This window comes from Candidatus Krumholzibacteriia bacterium (assembly GCA_035268685.1).
In the GTDB taxonomy this organism is placed as follows: domain Bacteria; phylum Krumholzibacteriota; class Krumholzibacteriia; order JAJRXK01; family JAJRXK01; genus JAJRXK01.
This window is the reverse complement of sequence record DATFKK010000006.1, coordinates 21,497-46,727: the sequence shown is the minus strand read 5'-3', so window position 1 is coordinate 46,727 and position 25,231 is coordinate 21,497. Positions and strand designations below refer to the sequence as shown.

Here is a 25,231-nt window from a genome sequence, read left to right as displayed (position 1 = left end):
GCCGGTCCTCCCCGGAGCGATCAGGGATCGACCAGGACGACCTTGCGGACGACAGCAGAGCCGTCGTCGGTGCTCAGCCGCATGAAGTAGACTCCACGAGCGAGTCGACGATCGTCGGCGTCGGTGCCGATCCACCGCGTGGACCCGACTTCGCCCGACACCGGCAGCTGCGTCACACGCCGACCACGCACGTCGAAGACCTGGATCCGGCCCGTTGTGGCGCGGCCGAGGTTCCAACGCACACAGAGCCCCGATCCGTCGTCTTCCGGTTCGATCCTCAGGTCGAACGTGCTCTTCGGGGTGGACGGACGTGCACCGCCCTGTCGGGTGATCGTGGCGGGGTCGCCGTCGAGCTCGACGGCACCGTTGCGGGGACACCAGGGCTCACTGCCCTCGAGGACCAACAGGTCGGCGCCTTCGCCCAGGGACCGGGCTCCCGCTGCGGCCACCCGCAGACGTGCGCCATCGCGGCGGACCGCGCTCGACCAGTTCCCGGGAGCCCGAACGGAAACGTCGAGGGGCGCCCCCTCGACGGCGAACACCAACGACCGGAACGCATCGGCCTCGTCGACCCCCAGGGCCCAGCGAAGCCCTTCGTCGTCGAGCGGCCGCCAGTGCAACGACCGCTGCACACCGGAGCGGCTCAGGGCCGCGGGGATCGGATCGCCGACCCAAGACGCGTTGACGTCTCCCACGCGTACGGCGCGGTGCTCGGCCACGGCCGTATCGCCCCCTACCAGGAAGGGCGAACAGGTGAAGCGCCAGGCACCCGCCGGGAAGGAATCGAGGATTCCCACCACACGCTGCAGGATGAGCGAAGCGTCGAAGGCGGTCACCGTGCCGTCACCCGACGTGTCGGCGGCCCACAGGTCGGGCTGGACCGGGTCGTCGTCACACGGGCTCTCTATGGCCACGTCGGGGTCGGGAAGCGCGACCAGGCCCACCGTCGACTGCAGGACCAGGGATGCGTCCAGCGCGGACACCCCGACCGTGTCGTCCGTGGGACCGCGCAACTCCAGCTCGAGCGTCTCGTCGTCTCCCACGCAGAGCGAGAAACTCCCGTCGTCGGCGGTGGTCGTGACCTGGGTCCCGTCGACGGTCCGCAGCACCTGCACGCCGCCGACCGGTTCGTCGGACTTCCACAGACGTACGCTCGAATCGACGCACTGCGTGTCGACGCAGATCTGCCCGTCGATGGTCTCGACGACGGGTGGATCCCCCTCGTTCAGCGTCGCCGATCGTATCGTCGAGGGCTGGCATCCACTCGGCCCGGCCAGACCCACCTGCAGCCGCAGCCGGACCAGGACCCCCGTGGTCGCGATCGGGGCGGCCCCCGCGCCCGAGACGAACAGACGTCCGTCGTCGGTGAGCGACGCCGCGGGTGGACCCCACTGGGCGTCGCCCGCGACGGTCGACTCGTGCGAACCCACGACGGCGTCGACCGGGGCATCGCCGAGATCGAGCTCGATGGAATAGGACACCACGAAGGAGCTCCGCAGGCCGCGCAGTTCGATCGGGACTTCGACCTCGGCACCGGGGCGTGTCTCGACCGTGGGCAACACCAGGGCGATGGCCTCGTCCCCGGCCGGAAGGGTGCAGAGTTCCAACGCACCTTCGGGTGGCAGCCGTAGCGTCGCACCTCCGGCCGTGGTCGCGGCGAACACGGCGTCGTAGCGGGTGTCGAAGCCCAGTCGTCCGGCGGGCACGGTCCCGCGGAACAGCAGGTCTCCGGGGTCGGCCACCAGGTCCACCACGAGTTCGTCGTCACCGGAAGACGCGACCTCGGTCAGCTCCAGACGCGCCGAGACCACTTCGTCCTCACCGGCCGACACCCCGACGCCCACGGCGATCGGCTCCGCCGGGTCCTGACACACCTCGAAGGGACCGGCCAGATCGGAGGGCAGGAACAGGCCGGCGACCGCGTAGGTGAACTCGTCGCAGGACGGTGCACTCGCCAGGGGGACACAGACCTCGACCGAGCGTCGTGGATCCCCCCCGGATCCCGACGGAGACGTGAAGCGGATCGTGGTCTCGCAGAGCTGGAGTCCACCGGTGCGCAGGATGTCCTCGAGATCCTCCGTGGTGGCCTCGCTGCAGCGCACGGCCCGTCCACCGAGCGCGTCGACCGTGTCCCGCAGCCAGCCGACACTCTCGTCGCGAGCCGAGACCACGTCGAGCTCGGCCCCGCAGGAGGTTCCGAGAGCCACGAGCTCCTGCACGTCGTCGTCGAGGATGTCGTCGGCGGAGCCGTCGGGGGCGATCGGACACGTGTCGCTGTCGAGCTCGAGGCCGTCGGTCACCGCGACCACGTTGCCTCCGCCGGCGTCGCACACGGTCTGCAGGGCCAGGTAGAGGCCGTCGATCAGCGCGGCACCACCGTCCGGCTCGAGCGCGTCGAGGGCGGTCCGGACCTCCGCGTGATCGGTCGTCGGCGCGACGTCGAGGGTCGCGCAGCTGCGCACGACGACGAGCCCGACCTCGTCTCCCGGACTCAGCAGGTCGAGGATCTGCTCGGCCCGGTCGACCGTGCACTCGAGGACCGCGCCCGCCGTGCGCAGGCCGGCCGACACGACGAGCACGAGGCGCCGCCGGCCGTCGGGTGTCACGTCGTTCTCGACTTCGAGATCGAGAACGGGGACGGCGTTCTCCATCACGTCGAAGTCGGAGGGCTCCAACGCGCAGAGGGGTGCGCCGTCGGCACCGGTGAGCTCGACCGTGGCCTCGACGACCGGAAATGCACTGGTGTCGAAGGACTTCACGACGACGGCGGCCCGCGAGGGCGTCGTCCACGAGAGCAGCAGGGAGAAGAGAAGAAGAACGAGAGCGACGCGGTGGAACGAGGGGACGATCACGGACATCATCGTCACCTCGGGGAGACTCCCTCCGCGCGGATGACCGCTGTTCACGATTCCTCCTGATCGCACGGGATGCGTCTGGGACATGGATCGAAGCGAGGGGTCGGGGGCGAGCCGGCGCCCGCCCCCTCAGGGAACGACCCGGGGCTACTTGCTGAGCACCATCTTGTGAGAGGCCGTCCAGTCCCCCGCACTGACACGGGCGAAGTACACGCCGCTGGCCACCGCACCGCCGCGATCGTCGGTGCCGTCCCACTCGAGCGCCACTTCCCCGGCCATCGTCTCGTCCATGGCCAGCGTCCGCACGACCCGCCCGAACACGTCGTAGACCTGGACCGTCGTCCGCCGCTCCTCGGGGAGGTAGAACGAGATCTGGGTCTTCGGGTTGAAGGGGTTCGGGTGGTTGCCGTGGACCACGAGGGTGGTCCGATTCGGCACCGACGCCGACGTCACGTCGCGGTTGTCCATGACCACGGTCACGGCCCCGTCGTTCAGCTCGGCGTCGAGCATCGACACGTCGGCGGCCCGGTCGAAGACCAGTTCGACCAACGCGCCGTTCGCCTCGAAGGCCTCACCGGTGGCGAAGGCCACGGTCAACACGTCGCCGGCGGCATGACCGGCCGTCAGAACGCCGTTCCCACGAGGCGAGCGCACGCCCTCGTACTGCGCCGCATTGTCGATCTGGAAGCTGAGCGCACCGGCGGACAGCGCGGCGTCTCCCTCGGCGAGCACCGGAACGATCACGGCATCGCCCTCCTCGCGGGTCTCCCCGAGTCGGAGCGTCGCCACGGTCATGTCGGTCTCACGATAGAGAGGATCGACGTCGGCCGGATCCGAGGTCGTGTCCTCGTCCCCCCAGCTGCCGTTCACGTCACCCAGGAGCAGGCCGATGAAATCGGGGCCTTCCACTTCCTCGCCGAGCTCATCGGTCGACGACGGGCAGGTTCCCACGTCGACCTCGCAGGTGGACCGGTTGTAGAAGAACCACAGGTCCTCGTTGTCGGCCGGGAAGCGCTGGATCTCGCCGACGTACCAACGCAGGATCAACGAGGCATCGTAGGCCGAGATCGAGCCGTCGCCCGAGACGTCCGAGGCAACCTCTGGGGGATTCACGTCACAGTCGTCACGCAGGAATTCCGCATTCGGGTTGTCCGGGTTCCAGACGTCCGCCGCCTGCGACCCGATCACGTACTGCAGGACCAGCGAGGCATCCATGGTCGTGATGCGTTCCCGCACCTGCGGATTCTGGTCGTAGAACCGGGTCGGCGTGACCGTGTTCTCGTCGGTGCAGCTCAGGAGGCAGTTGAGGGTGTACCAACCGTCCTCGTCGGTGAAGGTCGTGCTCCGCGACGGCAGCTCGCCACAGTTGCCGAGGAAGCGCGTCTTGACCTCCTGCATGGGGCGACGCTGCCAGGTACGAGTCAGATTGATCCAGTTCTGGTTCCAGAACTCGACCTCTCCGACACAGGCGTAGTGGTCCAGGACCACCTGGCCGTCGCCCATGCACACGACGTTGTCCTGATCGGGCTCGTTGAACAGGACGTCGAGGACGACGATGTCGCAGACGTCGCAGCCCTGCGCGACCGGGCTCACCTCGAAGACCAGATTGAGCAGCGTGCCCCGTGTGCCGCCGGGCAACGGCTGATCGCCGGCGGACACGATGCGGATCACACCGTCGTCCTCCGACCACACGGGCGCACGCCAGTCCAGGGACGCGGGCAACGTGTTCTCGTCGTTCACCCCGACGAGCTCGAGCGTGTTACGGGTGTCGTAGGGGCAGTACTGGATGTCGATCTCGTAGCTGTAGATGGGATGCAGACCCTGGTCGACGTCCGAGACGAACACCGGCACGGTGACCGTCTCTCCGGGATCGACCGTGATCTCGTCGGCGATCGACACGTCGATGCATCCGGCCTGGACGGGCGTCGTGCCGAACACCAGAAGGGCCGCGAGGCCGAGGAAGAGAGCGGGGGCGCCGTACGACCGACTTGTCAGCGCATACATGGGGGTTCATCTCCTTGGATGAGTGGTCGTCTACTTGTCGTGAACCAGCAACCCGAACGGGCGGACCGGCTGTGAGGGTGCCGTGCGATGCACGACTGACAGGACACCCTTCGCGCAACGGTCGTACCAAGGACCGAAACGAAACGAGAGAACGTGCAAGTGACGAAGTGACCAATGCATACGTCATCCGTCCTCGATCGCTGAAGTCCCGGTCCGGACGTGATCGCTAACGCGCGTGTGTCGATCGCGTAACTCGGGTGTGAACGCAGACAGGAGAAGTGTGTAGGGTCACGCTTCATCGGCTTGCCCCGATTCGTATCGGCCCTTGAGTCCCAGTTCGCTCACCATCCGGTGAAGACTCGAAGGAAGGATGCCGGCACCGCGCGCGGTCTTCGCGATGCTCCCGCCCGACTCGTGCAATCGATGCGTCCAGTAGGAGATCTTGAAGCGACGCAGGGACTCGCGCTGTGCTTCCGGGTAGGGCATGGCGAGCAGGTCGCGCGCGACGGGCGACACCCGCCCCCCGGTCTCCTCCGGACCCTGCGGAGGGAGGTGGGACGCACGGAGAACCGTGTCGTCGATGGCCAGGGCCAGACTGTGGATGATCACGTTCTCGAGTTGCCGCACGTTGCCGGGCCAGGGCCGACGGGCCAGGGCTTCGAAGACCTCGTCGTCGACGGCGAGCCCCGGGTCGCACCCCACTTGTGGCGCGTGCTTCACGATGAAATGGCGCACCAGCAGAGGGATGTCCTCCGTCCGTTCACTCAGGGACGGCACCAAGACCTCGAGCACCTTCAGACGGAAGTACAGGTCCTGACGGAAGAAACCGGCCTGGACCTTGTCCCAGAGGTTCTCGTTGCTGGCCGCGATGATCCGCGCATCGGTACGAAAGACCTTCGTCGAGCCGAGAGGCGCGAACTCGCGCTCCTGCAGCACGCGCAGGAACATGCCCTGGAACTCCAGAGTGATGCTCGAGACCTCGTCCAGGAACACGGTGCCGCCGCGCCCCTCTTCGAAGGCGCCAGGGCGGCGTTCCCGTGCGTCGGTGAACGCGCCGCGCTCGTGTCCGAAGAGTCGACTGCCCGCCAGTTCGCGGGGCACGTAGCTCAGGTCGACGGGGACGAAGGCACCCCTGCGGGTCCTGGCGTTCAGACAATGAATCTCACGGGCCACGAGTTCCTTGCCGGAACCGGAGGGACCGGTGATCAGGATCGTGACGCCCGGCTGGGTGCGCGCGATCACGCCGAGGCGGTCACGGAGTCCGCAGATCGACGGACTCTCTCCCACCAACGAACAGGGCATACCACGGCCTCCATCCGGTGTGCGTGTCACCGAACCATCGACGCATGGGAAGGGAGCCTTGGGATCGCCGCCACGAGGTGGGAGCCCATGACGGCCTGGCGTACGGGAGCCTGGGAGTCATGCATCCGCCGCAGCGGACCGCGACCGGGCGATCTTCTTCGCGAGTGACACTTTCACGACACGACGGTTCGTGTCCATGATCCGATACGATCAATCTCGTCTCGCGCCGGTGATGCCATGACGGTGAAGGTGAGCAGCGGTGCAGTCGTGGCCGTACCCTCTCACCGACGACGGAGCAGGAGGGTTCCGGCCATCGACTCGACGCGGCGGGAGTCGCCCTCGACCCACGCGTGGATGGACTCCACGACGACCTTGCCGGTCCAGTCCGGCCCGATCACGGCGAGCACGACGACATCCTCTCCGCTCGGGCCCTTCGCGGCGGTCGGTGACCGTGGCTTCGCCCGGTCGAACGCCCCTTCCAGCGATGCGACGAATGCGGTGTCGGCAACCGCCTCCCGCCGGGTCGCGACCAACCGCCCTCCGACGACCGTCAGCACGAGGGCGTCGCCCGCGAGTGTGATCTCCTGCGGCTGCGGCATCCGGAGCACGAAGGCCGCGACATGCGTGGCGTCCTCGATCGGGAACGACCACGTGGCGTCGGCAGCCCGGAGTGTGACGGAGACGGCGTTCCGTGCCTTGAGCACCTCGGTCCCGTCCAGTCCGATCCGCTGGAGTGCACGCCGGACGATCCGGTCCGCGGCCTCCGAGTGCGGGTGCGGTGAGCGCGCCGTGTCGATCCCCGCGGACACGTCGCCGCCGAACCACGGATCGACCGCATGGGGCCCGTAGGTTCCGACGAGATGCCGGACGACGCTGACGACCTCCTCCACCGTGGCCACGTCCACGGTACCGGTGCCGGCGACGGCCACGCCGTTCTCGAGCCGCCCGGCGTCGTCGAGCAGGCGTTCCAGCCGGGCGGCCTGCGAGGCCTGCGACACCGCGTACGCGCTCCAGGGTCCGGCGCTCGTCAGGAGCACGACCACCGCCAGCGACGCCGGGATCCACCGCGGATCACGCCACGCGCCCACCGTGCGTCCGATGCACAGCAGAAGCATCCAGATCGCGAGCGCGGCGAGGAAGTACCGGTTCTCGGTGATCCCGTACTGCGCCACCCGCAACCAGATCGCCACGAGGAGCATCACCAGTGAAGGAATCATGGCCGCGTAGTAGATCCGCGCTGCCCGCCGTACCCATCCCCCGCGATGGGTGCGCGTCAGCGGGTCCAGCAGCAACACCGCGAGCTGCCCTGCCACCGCAACGGCCGAGACCATCCATCCGATCCATCCCTGGGGCCATTCCTGCGAGATAAGCACGCGGGCGAGATAGGCGAGCAGGATCGCCAGGTACACGCACACCAGCGGCAAGAGGACGAACTGCGCGAACACGCGGATCACGGCCGGCAGGTCGTCGTCGTCCGCGAGGGCGCGCAGCGGTGCCGGGATCCCCGACAGCACGTACAGCGGGTGGAAGACGGTGAGCAGGAGGAACAGGAGGTGCGCGTAGATCTCGTCGGGCAAGGACAGGTCGAAGAGGGTCTGGAGCGCGGCGATTGCCAGCGCCAGTCCCGCGAAGAGGACACCCGCGAAGATCGAGGCCACCACGAAGCGGACGAAGAGCGTCCGGTTGAAGGGCCAGAACATCGCGCGTCCGTCGCGGACCAGGAACGGGAGGACCGCGACCGCGAGCAGGCCGGCGAGGTTGGCCTGAACGAGGCGGGTGATACCCACGGCCTCCGACCACGCCGGCCACATCCACGCAAAGGCGACGGCCACTGCGACCACGAGTGTGTCGAGTGCGAGCAAGCCGCGATTTCCGACGCGTGTCTCACGAGCGAGCGCCGTGGCGGTCAGGGCCGGTACCGCGAAGGTCGAGGCCACCAGGATCCGGACGGCGGCCCCCGCGCTCCCGGCGACCATCCACTGCGCGGCAACCGCTGCCGTCAGCACCACGACGGTGACCGCCGGGAATCTCCGCGCGACACGAATCGGCGCTTCACCGACACGTTCCAGTACGAGACGACCGAGCACCTGACACCTCCACCGAAGAGTCCTCGCCGGCGGCGAACTGTACGCCTCGCCCGGGCGAGCCGCCACCCGCGCGTCGGGCATGACACCAACCTCGAATCGGCGGCAAGGCCCTTGGGATCGCCCTACTCCCAGGGCATGTCGTACCAGTGGATGTACTCGTGGGCAGCAGCTTCGAGGATCTCGTAGGACTCCCCCCGAGCACTGACGCGTTCACTCGCGATCCCTGCATCGGCGAAGAGCTGCCGGAGAAGGTCGCGAACCTCGTCGAGCAGTTCCTCGGGATCCTGGGACTCCGCCGCGAGGAGGATCGAGCACCGGACCGCATCCGCACGCGCACCCGATTCGTCGTGCTCGTGGGCAACGTTGGTCGCGTGGTGGAGGAACCCAGCGACCAGAGTCGCCAGACGGTGGGAGCGACCATCGGGTGCGAGACCGGCGAGCATCTGGGTCCAAGCGCGATACACGGAGACCCCCACCAGCAACTCGAGAGTCCTACGTCTCTTCCGACGGACACTCATTCCCATTCGACTCGCTCCGGTTCGGTGTCCAACGTGACGGGCACGCGGTGATCCGTATCACTTCGCCGCCCACGACCCAAGGTCTCGGCGATCGCCTGCGGGCCATCCTTCCGCGGCCCACCCCCACCATCACCCGGCCGGCACGCACACCGCGTACACCGACCCCCGATCCTCCGGTCGCGTGTTGCCCTCGAGCTCGTTGGTCTCCATCCGCTCGATCCGCCAGCCGGCGCGCATCAGCATGTCCTCGAAGAAGGCCAGGCTGAAGCGACAGCCCCAGGTCCAACCGGGCGTGGGGGTCTCGAAATAGTCGGCTTCGGTGCGGGCCAGGCTGTACACCGTCTGCACGATCAGCACGTCGGGCGCGAGAGCGCGGTTGCGCCGTAGCAGCTCCCACGGGTTGTCGATGTGGTACAGGCCACCGCAGTTCATGATCACGTCGTAGCGGCCGTCGACGGCGAAGACGTTGCGGCGCTCGAAGCGCACGCGGTCTTCCAGGCCGAGCATCCGCGCGGCGAGGCGCGCGCGAGAGAGGTGGTAGGGATTGAGATCGATCCCGACGACCGAACCCGCGCCCTTCTGCGCGGCCATGCAGCCGAAGTAGCCATCGGCACAGAACAGTTCGAGCAGCGAAGGCGTCTCGGCCCGCGAGCGCGACAGAGCTTCTTCGAGCATCGACGTCAGCACCGGTTCCTTCGAACGCTGATTGCCCGGGAAGTGATCGTCGCCCTGGGGCGTGGGCACGCCGAGCGCAGCGAAGTCGTGGTACCAGGGGTCGACGTACAACTGCAGGTCGCGGCGCGACAGGCCGCCGACCTCGAGCCCGGCGGGTTCGGGCAGACGGCCGGACGCGCGGTAGCGCAGCCACGCGGGCAGGCTCGACGCCACCCGCCAGACATCGCGCCGGAACACGCGTACCTTGCGTTCGATCAGACCCGGAACCACGGTCGACACGGTCGCTCTCCTCGCGAAGACGGACGATGGTAGCACAGCTGCATCGCAACGCCTCGGATCAGGTTCTTCCCGGTTCTCCGACCGGCGCCTCGCGACGGGGCGCGAAGCGCGCACGTGACGCGGTGGCGGTCAGCAACGCCAGGTAGACGGCGAAGCCGATCGACATGGCCACGGCCAGTCCCTCGATCCCCGTGCCCCGCTGCAGCGCGATCACGCCCAACCCGGCCTGACCGGTCAGTGCCACGAGGTTCACGGCCACGTGCAGTCCCTGGCGGCCGATGGTCTGCACGAAGTAGCTCACCGGAACGCTGCTCGCGAGGAACACGGTCCCCGGCAGCACGAAGCGCGCGGCGTCGGTGCCCGGCGCGAAGTCGGGAAGCACCCAGCGAACGAAGGGCGGTAGCAGCACCCACGCGCAGCCGGCGGCGAAAACCGCCACGCCGCCCACGCGGGCGGTTCGCCGCAGTGTGGCGCGCCACAGCCCGTCGGTACGACCGGTCCGCCCGAACTCCTCGACCATGCCGGGATACGAGGTCTGTCCCACGGCGGCGGGCACGGCCATCATCACCGTCATCAGGATCGCCGCGATGCCGTAGTGCCCCATGGCCACGTCGTCGGCCATCAACAGCAGAAGCGTGCGGTCACAGTGCACCTGGAAAGCGAAGACCACCCCGACCATCAGGATCGGGCCGCCGTCACGGATCAACGCCGCGAAGTCCGCGCGGTCGAAGCGCCAACGCAAGGGAACGGGATCGAAGCGCCAGGTCAGGACCAGCAGCAGCGTGGCGAGCACGAACCAGCGCAGATAGGCGCCCTCGAGGCCCAGCCACACCACGAGCGGCAGCAGGATCAGGTTCACCACACCCCGCGTGGCGATCACGCCGGCGGCGGCGTGGAAACGCTGACTGCCCTTGAGTTCGGCCTGGCCCTGCTGCAGCCAGATCTCGAGCACGGTCAGTCCGACCAGCGCGAGCGCTCCGAACCACACGTCGCCGTACACGGTGAAGGCCAGGGCCGCCCCGAGCAGGACCCAGCCGACGTTCGTGGTGAGCACGAGCCCGTGCGCTGCCGCAGTGAGCCGCCGGGCCCGCGCTTCGTCGCGGCGGCCGCGCTGCAGCGGGATCTGCCGCAGGACCGAGGTCGTCGCGCCCAGGTAGCTGTACTGCCCGTACTGGAACAGCAGGAGCAGGCCCAGCCACACGCCGTAGTCCTCGGGGCCGAGGATCCGCGCGAAGAGAAAGCCCTGGACGAGGTTCAGGGCGACGGTGCTGGCGTTGGCGGCCGCCATGGCCGCGGCCGGAGTCGAGCCGAAGTGGCGAACCCGATCGATCGGACTCAAGTGGACATCCATCCCAGGGCGACCAGCAGGGCGAGCAACACGCCCACCAGACTGTCGCCGGCGATGCCGCCGCTGGACAGGGCCACGATGCGGTCGTTGGCCTCGTCGCGGTCGGCGAGCTTGCGACGCAACAGGACCGCCATCATGGCCCCGACGAAGAACGCCGTCGACTGCGCAAAGCCGATCACCATGCCGATGCCCAGGCCGAAGGGACTCGGCCACCACGCCGGCCGCCGTGGCCCGAGCCGGTCACCGAGGGTCAGCCCCACGCCGAGGAGCGCACCCACCGCGACGGCCGCGCGGGCCACGCCGTCGAGCGCGCCCAGCCCTTCGGCCACGATCTGCGCCACCGCGCGCCAGGCCTGGGCGGCCGGCGCGGGCAGGGTCTCGGTGCCGACCGCCGTCGGATCGGGCACGAGCACGCCGAAGGCGGCCACGGCGATCACGATCCCGGTTCCCAGACCCAGGAACTGCGCCAGGAACTGCTTGCGCGGATCGGCGCCCAGCAGGTGACCGCACCGCAGGTTCGCCGACGTGTCGGCCGCTACCGCCGCACTACCGACCACGATCGTGGTCCCGAACAGATTCGCCGACAGCGCCTGCGGGGCGGCGACGCCGTAGCCCAGCTGCATGACCTTTCCCAGCGGGCCCGCCGGGGTGATGTCGGTCTCGCCGTAGGCGCGGATCGCGACCGAAGCCAGGACCATGGCCACGACCACTCCCACCAGGCTCAGCCACCAGGGGATCCCGAGTCCCCGCTCGCCGATCCAGACGATGCCCACCGCAGCGGCGACGATCCCGACCGCCGCCCAGCCCATCGGCACCTCGATCCGACGCAGCGGATCGTCGCGCCACGCCCCCCCGGCGCTGCGCCGGCGGAGACCGCGCAGCCCGCGCAGCAACACGCCCGCCTGCAGGAACAGGCCGGTGATTCCCGCCGCGACCATGATCCCCGCCCCGGCCCACAGGGCTCCGGCGAACATCACCGCCCCGTAGCCCGGCTCGTCGAGCCGTCCGGTCGAGAGCAACCACGGCACGAAGCCCAGCCACACCGAGGCCGAGCCCACGAGCATCCAACCACTCACGCGTGGGCCGAGCAGAGCCCCGGCCGCGTAGTACAGTGCGCTCGCGTCGATTCCGACGCCGAGCGCTCCCCAGCGGCCGGGAAGCGCAATGGTTTCCGGCCAGGCCGGCAACTTCCACCACCCGAAGGTGTTGCCGATCGACCAACGCACGGCTCCTGCCACCAGTGCGCTTCCGAACAACCATCGCGCCTGGTCGACCGCGGCGCTCCCGCGCGCGTGCAGCGTGCGCAGCGTCTGGGCCATGGCCACCGCGCTGGGCCAGGCGAGGCGTTCGTAGTGCAGGAGCTGTCGCTTGAAGGGAACGGCCAGGGCCAGGCCGAGCACCGACACGAGGAAGGTCCATGCCACCAGAACGAAGGGGTCGACGTAGCGGTCGGTCACCAGCATCCAGGCCGGGACCGCGGTCACCAGGACCACGCTCGAGGTGTTCCCCGCCGCAGCGGCCGTCGACTGCATGCAGTTCTGTTCGAGGAGGGACATGTCCGAGCGCGCGAGCTTCGACGCGGTCAGCACCCTCCACAGCGCGGTGCTCAACACCAGCGCGGTGATGGTCACGCTCAGCGACCAGCCGGCCTTCAGGCCCACGTAGAGGTTGCTGACGGCCAGGATCGATCCCAGCACGGTACCCGTGGCCACCGCACGCACCGTGAGCTGCGGAACCGATCCCTGGTAGATCTCGTCGCGCCAGCGGGCGTCGTAGTCCCGGGGAGACTCGTGGGGACCGCGCCGGACGAAGGCATCCCGTCGCTCGTCCGGACCGCTGTCCGGAGGCATGGCCGGAGCCGGCGGCGGCCCGGTCGTCTCGGGAGCGGTCCCCGGATCGGCCGGACGGACCTCAGGCGTCGTCTTCGTGGTCGGGGTCAACGGGAACGTCCTCACCGGAGGGATCGAGGGCCTCGAGATCGGCCACCACCTGCTCGATCTGCGCCCGGCTCTTCACCAGGCGGTCGCGGCAGGTCCGGATCAACTCACTGCCGCGTTGCACGCGCGCGGCCAGTTCGTCGACGTCGATGGCGTCGTTCTCGAGATCCTCCAAGATCCGTTCCAGTTCCTCGACCAGATCGGCGTAACGGACGTCTTCCTGGGCATCTGCAGCCGGAGTCTCGGGTTTCTTGCGAGGTGTCACGCGGAATCCTCCGGGGTCGGGTCGGGATCGGGAACGGACCGGGTGGACTCGACGCGGCTGTGGATCCCGCCGCCGGCCACCACCGTGCGCAGGCCGTCGCCCTTCGACACGGTCGACGGGTCGCGCACCAGATTCCCCTGGTCGTCGTAGGTGAGCGAGTAGCCACGCCGTAGCACGCGGCGCGGGTCGAGGGCCCGCACGGCCTGGGCACGGGACTTCAGGTCGGCCTCCTCGCGGGTCAGGCGGCGCAGGGCGAGGGGGGCCAGACGCCGGGCGAGCGTTGCCAACCGGACCGAGCGCTGCTCCAGCGCACGGCCCACGCGTTGGGGCGACAGGCGCCGCTGGGCGAGCTCCAGACGGGCTTCGTGCGATGCCAGGCGTACGCGGACCAGCTGGGCAGCGCGGTGGATCGTGGCATCCAGACCCCGCGTGGCCCGCGCCTGGGATTCTCGTCCTTCGCGGACCAGTGCGGCGTGGAGTCCGTCGAGATCGCGGTCACGGTGGCGCAACGCGCTCCGGGCACCCCGACCGATCCCGTGGGCGGTCTGCAGCAGCCGCTGTTCCTGGTCACGCTGCACGCGCACGGCCTCGCGGGCGAGCCCCTCCCAGGCGGCTTCGGCGCGGTCCACGGTCGCACGGGCGCATTCCACGAGGAAGGCCGCGCACGCGGTCGGGGTCTTGAAGGCGGTGTGGGCGACGGCGTCGGCCACGCTGGTGTCGATCTCGTGGCCGATGCCGGTGAGCACCGGCACGGGACTCACCGCGATCGCGCGCGCGATGGCCTCGCTGTCGAAACCGGCCAGATCGCTGCGCGAGCCCCCACCGCGCGCGATCACCACCACGTCGCAGCCCTGGCGGACGAGCGTGCGCAGGGCGGCGATCACGGTCCGCTCGGTGTCGGCACCCTGCACGCGGGCGTCGCACGCGGCCACGTGCAAGCCGTAGCCGCCGCGCGCGATCTCCTCGACGAAGTCGTTGTAGGCCGCGCTGCCCACGCTGGTCACCAGCCCCACGCGCGTCGGCACCATCGGCAGCACGTGCTCGGCGTTGGCGCGCAGCAGGCCCTCGGCACTCAGCGCGCGCAGGATGCGTTCGCGGTTGGCGGCCATCTGGCCCAGCGTGAAGCTCGGGTCCACGCCGGTCATCACCAGTTGCAGCTTGCCGAAGGGCGGGTAGTAGCCCACCTGGCAGCGGATGCGGACCTCGACGTCGTCGTCGAGCTCGAAGCCCGGCGCACCGCGCATCATGCGGTCGACCTTGGGCCGGTTCCACTGCAGCAGCGCGACACTCACCTTGCCCTTGACCTGGTCGGAGTCGGGATCCTTCTCCACCAGCTCGAAATACCAGTGCCGCCGCATGCGGGTGCGGGCCAGGCCCTGGATCTCGCCGCGCAGCCAGATCTCCTCGGGGAAGGCCTGTTGCAGGGCCGTCTCGATCGCACGGTTCAGCTCGAGGACCGACCAGGTGGGCGGCTCCTGCGGCTCGGGCTCGGGCGGTGCGAAGAGCGGTCCGAAATCGTCCATGACGGGCTCGTGGGTGGGGTCGGCGGTGTATCGGGGTTGGAGATCGGCCCCGCGCCGGTTATACACGCGGGACGGACGGGTGCCCAGTGTCGATCCCCGCGCCGCCGGAGCCCTCCGCCACCACCATGCCGTCGATGCACCGAATCCTGGTCCCGATCCTGGCCCTGCTGGCCGCCGTGGGCTGTTCCGCCGACGAGCGTCCGGCCGATTTCCGCTTCCTGAACACCGAACCCGAGACCATCGACCCCGGCCGCGTGGGCGGACAGGCCGGCGGACGGATCGTGGCCAATCTGTTCGAGGGGCTCACGGTGCGCGTGCCCCCCTCGCTGGCGCCAGGGCCGGGCATCGCCACCGACTGGTGGACCAGTGACGACGGACTGACCTGGACCTTCCGCCTGCGCCGCAGCACCTGGAGCGACGGCACGCCGTTGACCGCGCGCGACTTCGTGTGGTCGTGGCGGCGCGTGCTCGATCCACGCACGGCGAGCAAGTCGGCGCAGTTGTTGTTCCCGGTCCGGGGTGCGCGGAAGTTCAACGCCGGCGTGTCCGACGACCTGGGTCTGTTCGCGCCCGACGACACGACGCTCGTCGTCGAACTCGAGACCCCCACTCCCTACCTCGCGGACCTGGCCGCTGCTCCCCCGCTGGCCCCCAGCCCCCGCCACGTGGTGGAGAAGGTCGGCGAGACCTGGACCCGACCGGAGTGGATCGTCAGCAACGGTCCCTACGTCCTGGACGACTGGCGCCTGCAGGACCGCATGCGGCTGCAGCGCAATCCGCGCTACTGGAACGTCGAAGCCATCGCGCTCGACGTGGTCGAAGCCGTCGCCGGCGACTTCGCCAACGCGAACTTCAACCGCTACGAGAGCGGGTTGATCGACTGGGTCGACAGCGGCGGCGTCCCGCCGGCACTCGTCGACGCCCTGAAGCGACGCCCCGACTGGCACTCCGGGCCCTTCCTCGCCACCTACTTCCTGCGCTGCAACGTCGAGCGTCCACCGCTCGACGACGAACGCGTGCGCCGCGCCCTGAGCTACGCGCTCGACGCCGAGGCGATCACCACGCACGTGACGCGGGCGGGGCAGGTGCCCGCGCGCGGGCTCGTACCACCCGGAGTGCCGGGTCATGACGGCATCGACGCCCCGTTGTTCGACGTCGAGCGCGCACACTCCCTGTTGGCCGCGGCCGGCTATCCCGGCGGAGAAGGATTTCCTTCGCTCACCCTGCTGTTCAACACCAGCGAATGGCACCGGCAGATCGCCGAGGTCCTGCAGCAGCAGTGGCGCGAACACCTGGGCATCGAGATCGAACTCTTGAACCAGGAATGGAAGGTCTTCACCACCACCGTGCGTGCGCGGGACTACGACCTGGCCCGCGGCAGCTGGATCGGCGACGTGCTCGATGCGCAGAACTTCCTGGAGATCTTCACCACGGGCAACGGCAACAACCGCACGGGATGGTCGAGTGCGCGCTACGACGCGTTGATCGCCTCGGCCTCGCGCACACGCGATCCCGAACGGCGCGCCGCCCTGCTGCGGGAGTGCGAACGCATGGTCGTGCTCGACGACGCGATCATCCTGCCGGTGTACGTGTACTCGGTGACCAATCTCTACGACGACACGCAGTGGGCCGGGCTCGAACCCGACCTGCTGAACTCGCTCGACCTGCGCCGGGTGCGTCCGGTGCGCACAGGAGTGTCGCGATGACCGGCTTCGTGCTGCGCCGCGCGCTGGCCACCGTTCCATTGCTCCTGGGAATCGTGGTGGTGTCGTTCTTCTTCATGCGACTCGCCCCCGGGGGACCCTTCGACGCCGACCGCGCGCTCGATCCCCAGGTGCGCGCCAACCTCGAAGCTCGTTATGGACTCGACAGGCCGCTGGTCGAGCAGCTCGGCGTGTACGTGGGCGGGCTCCTGGAAGGAGATCTCGGCCCGAGTTTCAAGTACGTGGGCTGGTCGGTGCAGGAGATCATCGCTCAGGGTGCACCGGTGTCGCTGACCCTGGGAGCGGGAGCACTGCTGATCGCCCTGCTCGTCGGGATCCCGCTCGGCGTGATCGCCGCCCTGTACCACAACCGCTGGGCCGACCACCTGGCGACGTCGATCGCGCTGGTCGGCGTGTGCGTCCCGAACTTCGTCCTGGGCCCGGTGCTGGTGCTGGTCTTCGTGTTCGGACTCGGATGGTTGCCGGTCGGCGGATGGGGCTCGCCCGAGCAGGTGATCCTTCCCGCGGTCACCCTGGGCGCGGTCCGCGCGGCCTACATCGGGCGGCTTGCACGCGCGGGCATGCTCGACGTGCTGCAGCAGGACTTCGTGCGTACCGCGCGCGCGAAGGGCCTGAGCGAGCGCGTCGTGGTCGCACGGCACGCCCTGCGGATCGCCATCGTGCCGGTGGTGCAGTACCTGGGCCCCGCGATCGCGTCGATCCTCGTGGGCAGCGTGGTCGTCGAACGCATCTTCGACCTGCCAGGGCTGGGGTCGTTCTTCATCAACGCCGCTCTGAACCGCGACTACACGCTGGCCATGGGTTCCGTGCTGCTCTACTCCACCCTGCTGATCGGGCTGAACCTGCTGGTCGACGTGCTGGCGCGCGCCTTCGATCCCCGGACGGAGACCTCGTGAGCCGCTCGCGCGATCCCTGGCGTCTGGCCTTCGCGCGCTTCGCCCGCAACCGCGCGGCCATGGCCGCGCTGTTCGTCCTCGTGGCGATCACCGTGTCGGCGGTCGCCGTCGAATGGGTGTCGCCGCACGGGGTGACGGAACAGGACCTTGCGCGCGCACGGCAGGCCCCGAGCTGGGAGCACCCCTTCGGCACCGACGCCGTGGGGCGCGACCTGCTGACCCGGACGCTGCACGGCGGACGCATCAGCCTGCTCGTGGGCGTGGTCGCCACCCTGGTGTCGATCGTGATCGGCGTGACCTGGGGACTGGTCGCCGGCTGGAACGGAGGTCGGATCGACGACGGCATGATGCGCTTCGTGGATCTGCTCTACGGACTGCCCTTTCTCTTCTTCGTGGTTCTGCTCGTGGCCTGGTTCGGGCAGAGCCTCGTGCTGCTGTTCGTGGCGCTGGGTGCGGTGCAGTGGCTCACCACCAGTCGCATCGTCCGCGCCGAGACGCTGCGGATACGCCACGCCGAATTCGTGCTCGCGGCGCGCTCGATCGGCGTGCCCACGCCCGTGATCCTGGTGCGCCACGTGCTGCCGAACCTGCTGGGGCCGGTGCTCGTGGTGGCCACGCTCACCGTCCCCACCGTGATGCTCGAAGAGGCCTTCCTGAGCTTCCTGGGTCTCGGCGTGCAACCCCCGTTGGCGAGCTGGGGTTCGCTGGCGAGTGAAGGCGCCGCGGCGATCAACCCGGTCGACTCCATGTGGTGGTGGATCGTCTTCCCGGGCGCGATGTTCTCGATCACGTTGCTCGCGCTGAACTTCGTGGGCGACGGTCTGCGCGACGCCTTCGATCCGAAGACGCGGCGCTAGCGATCGAGCACGTCGAAGGCCGCGCTGACCACGCCCGACAGGTCGGTCGTCTCGATCGGTTCGTCCGCGTTGCGGGTGGCGCACACGCAGATCTCCCGACCCTCGTCGTCGCGGACCCACGTGGTCATGTTCAGCACACCGGGCTCCGACCCGCCCTTGTACGCGACTCGCTCGTGGTTCGTCGCATCGACCACACCGGGATTCACACCCATGAGGTCGAGATCGGACAGTTCCGCGATGAGTTCGCAGAGTTCGGTGGCGGTGAGGAACCACTCGACGTCGGTGGCCACCGGGTCGCCCGAGAAGAGCGACGGTCGCGGCAGCTCCATCACGAGCGGCAGCTCGCCGAGCAGGTCGCGGCGAGCCCGTTCGTCACCACCGCGCCAGCGCTCGAGCAGCGATGCGTTGTCGGGGTCTTTCAACTTGAAGGCCTCGACCGTGGTGAGGAAGGGCAGGTTCCGTTGTGACGGATCGGCCGCCTCCACCGCCGCGCGGCCGAGTTCACGGATCAACAGATCGGTGGCCTCGTTGTCGCTCTGCGAGATCATGAGCGTGGCCGCGGTGTGCAGGGTCAGCGGCGAGCCCACCGGCCACCGCCCGAGCGTGCCCGTGGCCAGCCCGCGGTCGACGTCCTCGTAGGTGACCACGTCGCTCCAGCTGCGGTCGCCGCGCTCGATCGCGTCGACCAGGGCGCGCAGCACGACGAGCTTGAAGGCCGAGCCCACCGCGAAGGGCTCGTCGGCGTTCACCGACAGGCGCGCCTCGCCGTCGACGCGGACCAGGAGATGCCCATCGCCCGCTAACGCGTCGAATCGCTCCGCCACCGCGTCGAGGTCCGCGGCGTTCGGAACGGGCGGCCGCAGGAAGAGCGTGGTCAAGCGGCCCTCCGCGTCGAGGGCGACGTGCGTGGGCACGCGTCCCTCCTCGAAAACGGCCAGCCAGCGGTCCCCGTCGCGCCGGGCCTCCACGAAAGCGCCGAGATCACCGGCGATGCGGTCGCGGATCGGGGCGAGCTGCTCGAAGGGAACCTGCTCGAGGAAGTCGGGCCCGAACCATTCGGGCTGCAACTCCTGGGTGTAGAAGCGCTCGACGGCCTCGCGTTCGGTGACCGTGGCACCGGCGGGCGTGGCCATCGCGACGACGAAGCTCAGGAAGATCAGGGCCCGCTTCACGATCACTCCTGGCGGGGGAGGACGAAACGACGCGCGAACCCCCGGGGCGCGCGCGTCGTCGAATGGATCTCGATCCGAGGGCTGGACTAGGCCTCGGCCGCCTCCTCGGCGATCGACGCGAACAACCGCGCCCCGAATCCGGTCGCCCCCTTCGGGTTGATCGGCTCGGGCTTCTCGGCCCACACGGTGCCGGCGATGTCGAGGTGCGCCCAGCGCGCGCCCTCGGCGAAGCGGCTCAGGAAGCCCGCCGCGGTCGACGCCCCGCCCTCGCGCGGCCCGGTGTTCACGAGGTCGCCCACGTGCCCCTTCATGAGGTCGCGATGCTTCTGCTGCAGGGGCAGCCGCCAGACCGGATCGCCGCACTTGCCCGACGCGCCCTGGATCAACGTCGCCAGCTCGTCGTCCTCGCTCATCAGACCGCAGGCCACGTCGCCCAGGGCGATCATGCACGCACCGGTGAGGGTCGCGGCATCGACGATGAACTCGGGCTCGAGTCCCTTGGCGTGGTGCAGGGCATCGGCCAGCACCAGACGGCCTTCGGCGTCGGTGTTGTTCACCTCGACGGTCAGGCCGCTCATCATGGTCAGCAGGTCGCCGGGCTTGATCGCGCTGCCGTCGGGCATGTTCTCGACGGCGGGGATGAAGCCGAGTACCCGAACGTTCGGCTGCAGCGCGCCGAGGATGTGGAATCCGCCGAGCACGGCCGCCGCGCCCCCCATGTCGAACTTCATGAGTTCCATATTGGCTGGGGGCTTCAGGCTGATGCCGCCGGTGTCGAAGGTCAGGCCCTTGCCGACGAAGGCGATGGTCTTCAGGTCCTTCGAGGCGCCCTGGGGCTTGTACTCGAGCTGGATGAACTGGCTGGGCTCGGTGCTGCCGCGGCCGACGCCCACGATCCCGCCCATGGCGTTCTTCTCGATCTCCTTCGGCCCCCACACCTTGCAGGTGACGGTGTCGTAGCCGGCGGCCATCTCCTTGGCGCGGTTGGCCATCTCGGTCGGCGTGAGCACGTTGCTGGGCTCGTTCACCAGATCGCGCGCGAAGTTCACGCCGGCGGCCAGGGCCTCGCCCCGCTTGGCGCCGTCGCGGAGCTCGGCGACCAGGTCGTTGTCGGGCGCGAAGATCGACACCTTCTTCAGGACGGGCGCCCGCTCCTTCAGACCGTCGGTCATGTGGAAGCCGGGCTCGTAGCTGGCCATGCCCATGCCCTCGGCGATGGCCGCCGCGGCGTCGGCGGGCGACACCTCGCCTTCGGCGAGAGGCGCGATCGCCACGTTCGTGCAGCGCTCGTCCATGGCCTGGCGCGCGGCCAGGGCCGCGGCATCGCGCACCTTCGTGGTGTCGTAGTCCTTGACCTTGCCCAGACCCACCACCAGCACGCGCTTGGCGGCCGTCTTGCCACCGTCGAGCCAGACGCACTGCCCTGCCCTGCCCTTGAAGGCCGCGTACCCCTGGGCCGTCTTCACGGCTCCACGGAGTGCCTTGTCGACGGCGGCGGCTTCGGAGTTCAGCTTGCGCGAACCCTCGTGCACGCCCACCACCAGAGCGTCGGCGCGGACGTCGGCAGCCCTCGCCTTGCGAACGGTGACGTTCATTCTCTTCCCCCTGCTCTGCGGAATCGTGCGAGAACCGGAACGCCGCGAAGTGTTACATCAGCCCTTCGCGTGCGCAACCTTTTGTCCCGGTTGGGGATGGCTCCGACGAGTGACGGGCGCCCCGTGTGCCGGAGCGCCCGTCGTGGTGTCGGATCAGTGCGCGCTTCAGACCTTGAACGACTGCCCACACCCGCAGGTGCCCTGCGCGTTCGGGTTCTGGAACTCGAAACCCTTGCCGTTCAGACCCTTGGTGTGATGCAGGGTCAGTCCGTGCAGGAACAGCATGCTCTTGTTGTCGACCACGATGCGGGCGTTCCCCGACGAGAAGACCTCGTCGTCGTCCTTCAGGTCGGTGTCGAAGGCGAGTTGGTAGCTCAGCCCCGAGCATCCGCCGCCCTTGACGCCCACCCGCAGGTAGTTGCTCGTGGGGTCGAGGCCGTCGGAAGCCAGGGATTCGAGGATCGCCTCGCGGGCTTCGTCGGTGATGTTGATCATCGTCGGTCCCTTTCCGGATCGATCTCGTCGCCTCCCGCTCGCGCGCGCACGGCGCGGTGGGTGGGACTCTCCTCGCGCATCTCGCGGACCACGTCGACCAGCGCGTCGGTGGCCTCGTCGAGCTCGGCTTCGGTCGTGCCCCGCCCCAGGCCGAAGCGCAGCGTCGCGTGGGCTTGTTCGTCAGTCAGGCCCAGGGCCTTCAGGACATGACTGGGCTCGCTGTGGCTGGCGCTGCACGCCGAGCCGACGCTGAGACCCAGACCGGGCAGACGGAGCAGAATGGTCTCCGCCTCCACCCCAATGAAACCAACATTCAAATTCCCTGGCAAGCGGTGCTCGAGGTCTCCGTTGACGATCACGGGCGGCGCCTCCCGCTCCAGACGCTCCAGGAGGCGATCTCGCAGGCTCCGCAGCCGGACGGCCTCGTCCGCGATCTCGGTCTCGGCCAGCGCACAGGCCTCGCCCAGCCCCACGACCAGCGGGACGGGCAGGGTGCCGCTTCGCAGTCCGTGCTGCTGGCCCCCGCCCACGAGCTGGGGCTGCAGGCGCACGCGGGGACGCTGCCGACGGAGGATCAGGGCCGCGATCCCCTTGGGACCGTACATCTTGTGGCCGCTCAGGGTGAGCAGGTCGACGCCGGTGGCCCGCAGGTCGACGGGAATCCGCCCCACCGCCTGGCAGGCGTCGCTGTGCAGGAGCACGTGGTGGCGGTGGCAGACCTCGGCGATCTCGGCCATGGGCTGGATCGTCCCGATCTCGTTGTTCGCCCACATCACCGAGCAGAGGATCGTGTCCCGGCGGATCGCCGCCTCCACCGCCGCCGGGTCGACCATGCCGTGGGCGTCGATCGGCACCCGGCTCACCTGGTATCCGCGGAACTCCAGGCGGGCCAGGGTCTCGAGCACGGCGGGATGCTCGAACTCGGTGGTGACGATGTGCCGTCCCTGCCTCACCCGGCGCTCGGCCAGACCGATCAGGGCCAGGTGGATGGACTCGGTCGCGCTGCCGGTGAAGACCACATGGTCGGGCTCGGCGCCGACCAGCGAGGCCACCTGTTCCTGGGCGCGCTCGCAGGCCTCGCGTGCCTCCCAGCCGAAGGCGTGGGGACTCGAGGCGTTGCCCGGCTTGTCGGTGAACCAGGGCAGCATCGCGTCGACGACGCGCGGATCGCAGGGCGTGGTCGCGTGGTGATCGAGGTAGATGTGGCGGCTCATGGGCGCCTCGTGACCGGGGGTGCCGATACGCTAATGCCGCCCCCCGGCCGCGCAATGGTGGCTGTGTCCGTCTCTGCCCCTACCTTCCGGGCGGAGGTGAAGCCATGACCGAATCCCGCCCACTCGCTCTTCGCCGTGCACCCGAGGATCTCCTTCGCATCGGCGGTGAGGACACGCTCGACCTGCTCCACCGCATCGCGGCCAGCGACGTGCTCGATCTCGACGGTCCCCGCGTGATCGTGTTCACCGACGACAAGGGCCGTGTCGTCGACGCACCGACGGCGATCCGCCGCGACGACCACGTGGCCCTCGTCTGTGGCCCCACCCGCGGCCCCGCCCTGCGCGCGTGGATCGAGAAGTGGGTGATCATGGAGGACGTCACCGTCGAGCCCCTGGACGATACGGTCGTGGAAGTCCTGGCCGATGATCCCCGCGAGCCCTCGGAATTCGTGTTCGACCCGCCGTCCCCCGACACGGCCTACGCACTGATCGACCTCGACGCGTGGCGCGAGCGTTTCGTCGAGGCCGGGGTGGTGGTTCCCGGTCCGTCCCTGGCCGCCGCTCCGAACCCCCTGGAGATCGGCTGGCACGATCACATCGGCTGGACCAAGGGCTGCTACATCGGCCAGGAGGTCGTGGCCCGTCTCGACACCTACGACAAGGTGAAGCGCCATGTGGCCCGGCTCCGTTTCGAGACCCCGCGCACGGGCGAGGCACTGCCGGTGGCCGGGGATCCGGTGCGCCTGGGCGGTCGTCGGATCGGCGTGCTGCTCGACGTGACCCCGGCCGACGTCTTGGCCGCGATCGACAAGGGCGTCGAAGTCGGGACCGTGGTCGAGGTGGCCGAGGCCGGCACGGCGACCGTGGAACAGACGGCCGCGGACGTCTCCTGAGTCAAGCACGACAGCGTCGCAGCAGGACCAGGGTCTGGTCGTCGGACGAGCCCGCCGGACCGACGAAGGTTTCGACCGCCGTATCGAGCCGCTCCCGGATCTCGGGAAGCGGACGGCCGTGGTCGGCGGTCAATCGATCCCACACCGCATGCAGGCCCAGGACGGCCTCTCCGTCGACGGTGGCCTCGTGGTAGCCATCGGTGAACACCGCGAGCAGATCCCCCGGTTCGAGGTGCGTCTCCACTTCCGTCGCGTCGGGGCAATCCCCGTAGAGGGCCGGCGGCATGCCCGTGGCCTCGACGGCCTCGTGGCCGCCATCCGACCGGATCAGGAGTGGATACGGAAGACCGGCGTTCACACAGCACAGGCTGCCGTCCGACGGATCGAGGACGGCCAGGAACACGGCCACGAACTGTCCGGTTTCGAGCTTGGTGCTCAGGTTCTCGTGCAGCATCCGGTGGATCCGGGCGGGCCCACCCGCCGCACCGGCCACGGAGCGGAACAGGAGTCCGGCTCCGGCCGCGATGAGCGCCGCCGTGAGACCCTTCCCCGACACGTCGCCCACGATCAGGACCACCCGCCCGTCGTCGCGCACCACGCAGTCGTAGAAGTCCCCACCGACCGTGCGGCACATCGACAGGGCGGCCTCGTGTTCGTAGCCCGCGATCGCTGGGAAGGTGTCCGGCAGCATCCGGGACTGGATCCGTGCAGCACGCTCCCTCTCGACTCCGAGCAGGATCATCTCGCGCTTGGTGGCCATGGCGGCCGCGGTGGTGGTCAGCAGTTCGAGGTCCTCTTCGCCGAAGCTCGGCCCGCGGCCCAGGCGATCGACGTAGAGCACCCCCCGGACGTCCGGGTCGGCGTGGACCGGGACGGCCGCAGCGGAGCAGATGTCGAGGTCCTTCCAGCTGTCGGCTTCCTCCGGCTCCGGATTTCCGCGGTACGAAGACCACACGGCGACCTTGCCCGTGCGCAACACCTCGTCGACGATCGATCGACTGATACAACGGCCCCGCTGGTCGTCGGGAGCCCGGCTCCACCACCCGCTCACGCGCAGGGGCTCGCCGGCGGTGTCGCTGGTCCGCGCGCAGACTCGATCGACGTCGATCCAGTCGCGCACGAACAGGCAGCCCTCCTGTTCGATCGTCGACCCGGGCGGTGTCTCCTCGCGGTAGAGATCGAACAGGTGCCGCAGCATGCGCGTCGAGCGCTGGTGCGTGAACCGGTCTTCGTCGAACCACGCGACCGAGCGCACGGTCTCGTCCTCGGTCCCCGTCTGGCGAGCCGGGTCGTGCGGTGCGTCCCGTTCGCCGGTCCAGGCCTCGACCTGGGCGAAACGCAGGACCGCCCCAGGAGGAACGCCGCGGGGGCGGTCGGCCCCGACCGCGTGCTCGTCGACGAAGGTTCCCCACCGGCTGCCGAGGTCCTCGACCGACAGCGTGCCATCGCCGACGTGCAACACGGCGTGCCTCCGGCTCACCGTGGGTGCCCGCAACCGGAGCGTGGCCCCGGTGGACCGACCGACGAGATGCGACCCCGGCGGAAGGTCGACCGCGCGGATCTCGCCGTCCTCCTGCACCTGGATGCGCATG

General features: G+C 69.3%; 19 protein-coding genes. 4 read left to right on the top strand and 15 right to left on the bottom strand.

Going from position 1 to position 25,231, the window contains the following annotated elements:
* Window positions 1-20: 20 nt before the first annotated feature.
* From VKA86_00595 to xseA, 10 genes are all read right to left on the bottom strand, one after another.
* Window positions 21-2,861 (bottom strand): hypothetical protein, encoded by a 2,841-nt coding sequence (locus VKA86_00595; GenBank protein HKK69684.1) that lies wholly within the window; start codon window positions 2,859-2,861, stop codon window positions 21-23.
* Between the two features lie 141 nt (window positions 2,862-3,002).
* Entirely contained in the window at window positions 3,003-4,859 is a 1,857-nt protein-coding gene (locus VKA86_00590) for a FlgD immunoglobulin-like domain containing protein (GenBank protein ID HKK69683.1), read from the bottom strand.
* 288 nt (window positions 4,860-5,147) lie between these two features.
* A complete protein-coding gene (locus VKA86_00585) occupies window positions 5,148-6,161 on the bottom strand; it encodes a sigma 54-interacting transcriptional regulator (GenBank protein ID HKK69682.1) in 1,014 nt (337 codons plus the stop codon).
* A gap of 281 nt (window positions 6,162-6,442) precedes the next feature.
* Window positions 6,443-8,248, bottom strand: a complete 1,806-nt coding sequence (locus tag VKA86_00580) for a DUF4153 domain-containing protein (protein ID HKK69681.1) — start codon at window positions 8,246-8,248, stop codon at window positions 6,443-6,445.
* Between the two features lie 122 nt (window positions 8,249-8,370).
* Window positions 8,371-8,712, bottom strand: a complete 342-nt coding sequence (locus VKA86_00575) for a hypothetical protein (GenBank protein ID HKK69680.1) — start codon at window positions 8,710-8,712, stop codon at window positions 8,371-8,373.
* A gap of 183 nt (window positions 8,713-8,895) precedes the next feature.
* On the bottom strand, window positions 8,896-9,720 hold the full coding sequence (locus VKA86_00570; GenBank protein ID HKK69679.1) for a class I SAM-dependent methyltransferase: 825 nt from the start codon (window positions 9,718-9,720) through the stop codon (window positions 8,896-8,898).
* A 58-nt stretch (window positions 9,721-9,778) separates the two neighbouring features.
* Window positions 9,779-11,059, bottom strand: a complete 1,281-nt coding sequence (locus tag VKA86_00565; GenBank protein ID HKK69678.1) for a lipopolysaccharide biosynthesis protein — start codon at window positions 11,057-11,059, stop codon at window positions 9,779-9,781.
* Window positions 11,056-13,008, bottom strand: coding sequence for an OPT family oligopeptide transporter (locus VKA86_00560; protein ID HKK69677.1), 1,953 nt, complete (start codon window positions 13,006-13,008; stop codon window positions 11,056-11,058). Before VKA86_00560 ends, VKA86_00565 begins: the two co-directional genes overlap by 4 nt.
* Window positions 12,980-13,270 carry an exodeoxyribonuclease VII small subunit gene (gene xseB / locus VKA86_00555; GenBank protein HKK69676.1) on the bottom strand — a complete coding sequence of 97 codons (291 nt, stop codon included), beginning with the start codon at window positions 13,268-13,270 and terminating at the stop codon, window positions 12,980-12,982. Before xseB ends, VKA86_00560 begins: the two co-directional genes overlap by 29 nt.
* Window positions 13,267-14,793, bottom strand: coding sequence for an exodeoxyribonuclease VII large subunit (xseA, locus tag VKA86_00550; protein HKK69675.1), 1,527 nt, complete (start codon window positions 14,791-14,793; stop codon window positions 13,267-13,269). The genes xseB and xseA overlap by 4 nt, the downstream gene beginning before the upstream one ends.
* Window positions 14,794-14,918: 125 nt before the next feature.
* Between xseA and VKA86_00545 the strand changes: the two genes are divergently transcribed.
* From VKA86_00545 to VKA86_00535, 3 genes are read left to right on the top strand one after another with little or no spacing between them, the layout of a single operon-like run.
* Window positions 14,919-16,499, top strand: coding sequence for a peptide ABC transporter substrate-binding protein (locus VKA86_00545; protein ID HKK69674.1), 1,581 nt, complete (start codon window positions 14,919-14,921; stop codon window positions 16,497-16,499).
* Complete coding sequence (locus tag VKA86_00540; GenBank protein HKK69673.1) at window positions 16,496-17,413, top strand: ABC transporter permease; 918 nt, start codon at window positions 16,496-16,498, stop codon at window positions 17,411-17,413. The genes VKA86_00545 and VKA86_00540 overlap by 4 nt, the downstream gene beginning before the upstream one ends.
* Window positions 17,410-18,270, top strand: coding sequence for an ABC transporter permease (locus VKA86_00535; protein ID HKK69672.1), 861 nt, complete (start codon window positions 17,410-17,412; stop codon window positions 18,268-18,270). The genes VKA86_00540 and VKA86_00535 overlap by 4 nt, the downstream gene beginning before the upstream one ends.
* On the opposite strand, the gene VKA86_00530 is transcribed toward VKA86_00535, so the two are convergent.
* From VKA86_00530 to VKA86_00515, 4 genes are all read right to left on the bottom strand, one after another.
* Window positions 18,267-19,442, bottom strand: a complete 1,176-nt coding sequence (locus VKA86_00530) for a serine hydrolase (GenBank protein ID HKK69671.1) — start codon at window positions 19,440-19,442, stop codon at window positions 18,267-18,269. The two genes, VKA86_00535 and VKA86_00530, sit on opposite strands and share 4 nt — an antisense overlap.
* A gap of 86 nt (window positions 19,443-19,528) precedes the next feature.
* Complete coding sequence (locus VKA86_00525) at window positions 19,529-21,037, bottom strand: leucyl aminopeptidase (GenBank protein ID HKK69670.1); 1,509 nt, start codon at window positions 21,035-21,037, stop codon at window positions 19,529-19,531.
* Between the two features lie 165 nt (window positions 21,038-21,202).
* A complete protein-coding gene (locus tag VKA86_00520; GenBank protein ID HKK69669.1) occupies window positions 21,203-21,532 on the bottom strand; it encodes an iron-sulfur cluster assembly accessory protein in 330 nt (109 codons plus the stop codon).
* Entirely contained in the window at window positions 21,529-22,746 is a 1,218-nt protein-coding gene (locus VKA86_00515; protein ID HKK69668.1) for a cysteine desulfurase family protein, read from the bottom strand. The genes VKA86_00520 and VKA86_00515 overlap by 4 nt, the downstream gene beginning before the upstream one ends.
* A 104-nt stretch (window positions 22,747-22,850) precedes the next feature.
* Between VKA86_00515 and VKA86_00510 the strand changes: the two genes are divergently transcribed.
* Complete coding sequence (locus VKA86_00510; protein HKK69667.1) at window positions 22,851-23,639, top strand: hypothetical protein; 789 nt, start codon at window positions 22,851-22,853, stop codon at window positions 23,637-23,639.
* Window position 23,640: 1 nt separating this feature from the next.
* Here the strand turns inward: VKA86_00510 and VKA86_00505 are convergent, their stop codons facing one another.
* Window positions 23,641-25,230, bottom strand: a complete 1,590-nt coding sequence (locus VKA86_00505) for a SpoIIE family protein phosphatase (GenBank protein ID HKK69666.1) — start codon at window positions 25,228-25,230, stop codon at window positions 23,641-23,643.
* Between the last annotated feature and the right edge of the window lies 1 nt (window position 25,231).

Coding starts and splice junctions, on each gene's coding strand:
- VKA86_00525 (HKK69670.1), bottom strand. CDS start 21,037: ATGAACGTCACCGTTCGCAAGGCGAGGGCTGCCGACGTCCGCGCCGAC.
- VKA86_00585 (HKK69682.1), bottom strand. CDS start 6,161: ATGCCCTGTTCGTTGGTGGGAGAGAGTCCGTCGATCTGCGGACTCCGT.
- VKA86_00545 (HKK69674.1), top strand. CDS start 14,919: ATGCCGTCGATGCACCGAATCCTGGTCCCGATCCTGGCCCTGCTGGCC.
- VKA86_00505 (HKK69666.1), bottom strand. CDS start 25,230: ATGCGCATCCAGGTGCAGGAGGACGGCGAGATCCGCGCGGTCGACCTT.
- VKA86_00595 (HKK69684.1), bottom strand. CDS start 2,861: ATGATGTCCGTGATCGTCCCCTCGTTCCACCGCGTCGCTCTCGTTCTT.
- xseA (HKK69675.1), bottom strand. CDS start 14,793: ATGGACGATTTCGGACCGCTCTTCGCACCGCCCGAGCCCGAGCCGCAG.
- VKA86_00515 (HKK69668.1), bottom strand. CDS start 22,746: ATGAGCCGCCACATCTACCTCGATCACCACGCGACCACGCCCTGCGAT.
- VKA86_00590 (HKK69683.1), bottom strand. CDS start 4,859: ATGTATGCGCTGACAAGTCGGTCGTACGGCGCCCCCGCTCTCTTCCTC.
- VKA86_00520 (HKK69669.1), bottom strand. CDS start 21,532: ATGATCAACATCACCGACGAAGCCCGCGAGGCGATCCTCGAATCCCTG.
- VKA86_00510 (HKK69667.1), top strand. CDS start 22,851: ATGACCGAATCCCGCCCACTCGCTCTTCGCCGTGCACCCGAGGATCTC.
- VKA86_00540 (HKK69673.1), top strand. CDS start 16,496: ATGACCGGCTTCGTGCTGCGCCGCGCGCTGGCCACCGTTCCATTGCTC.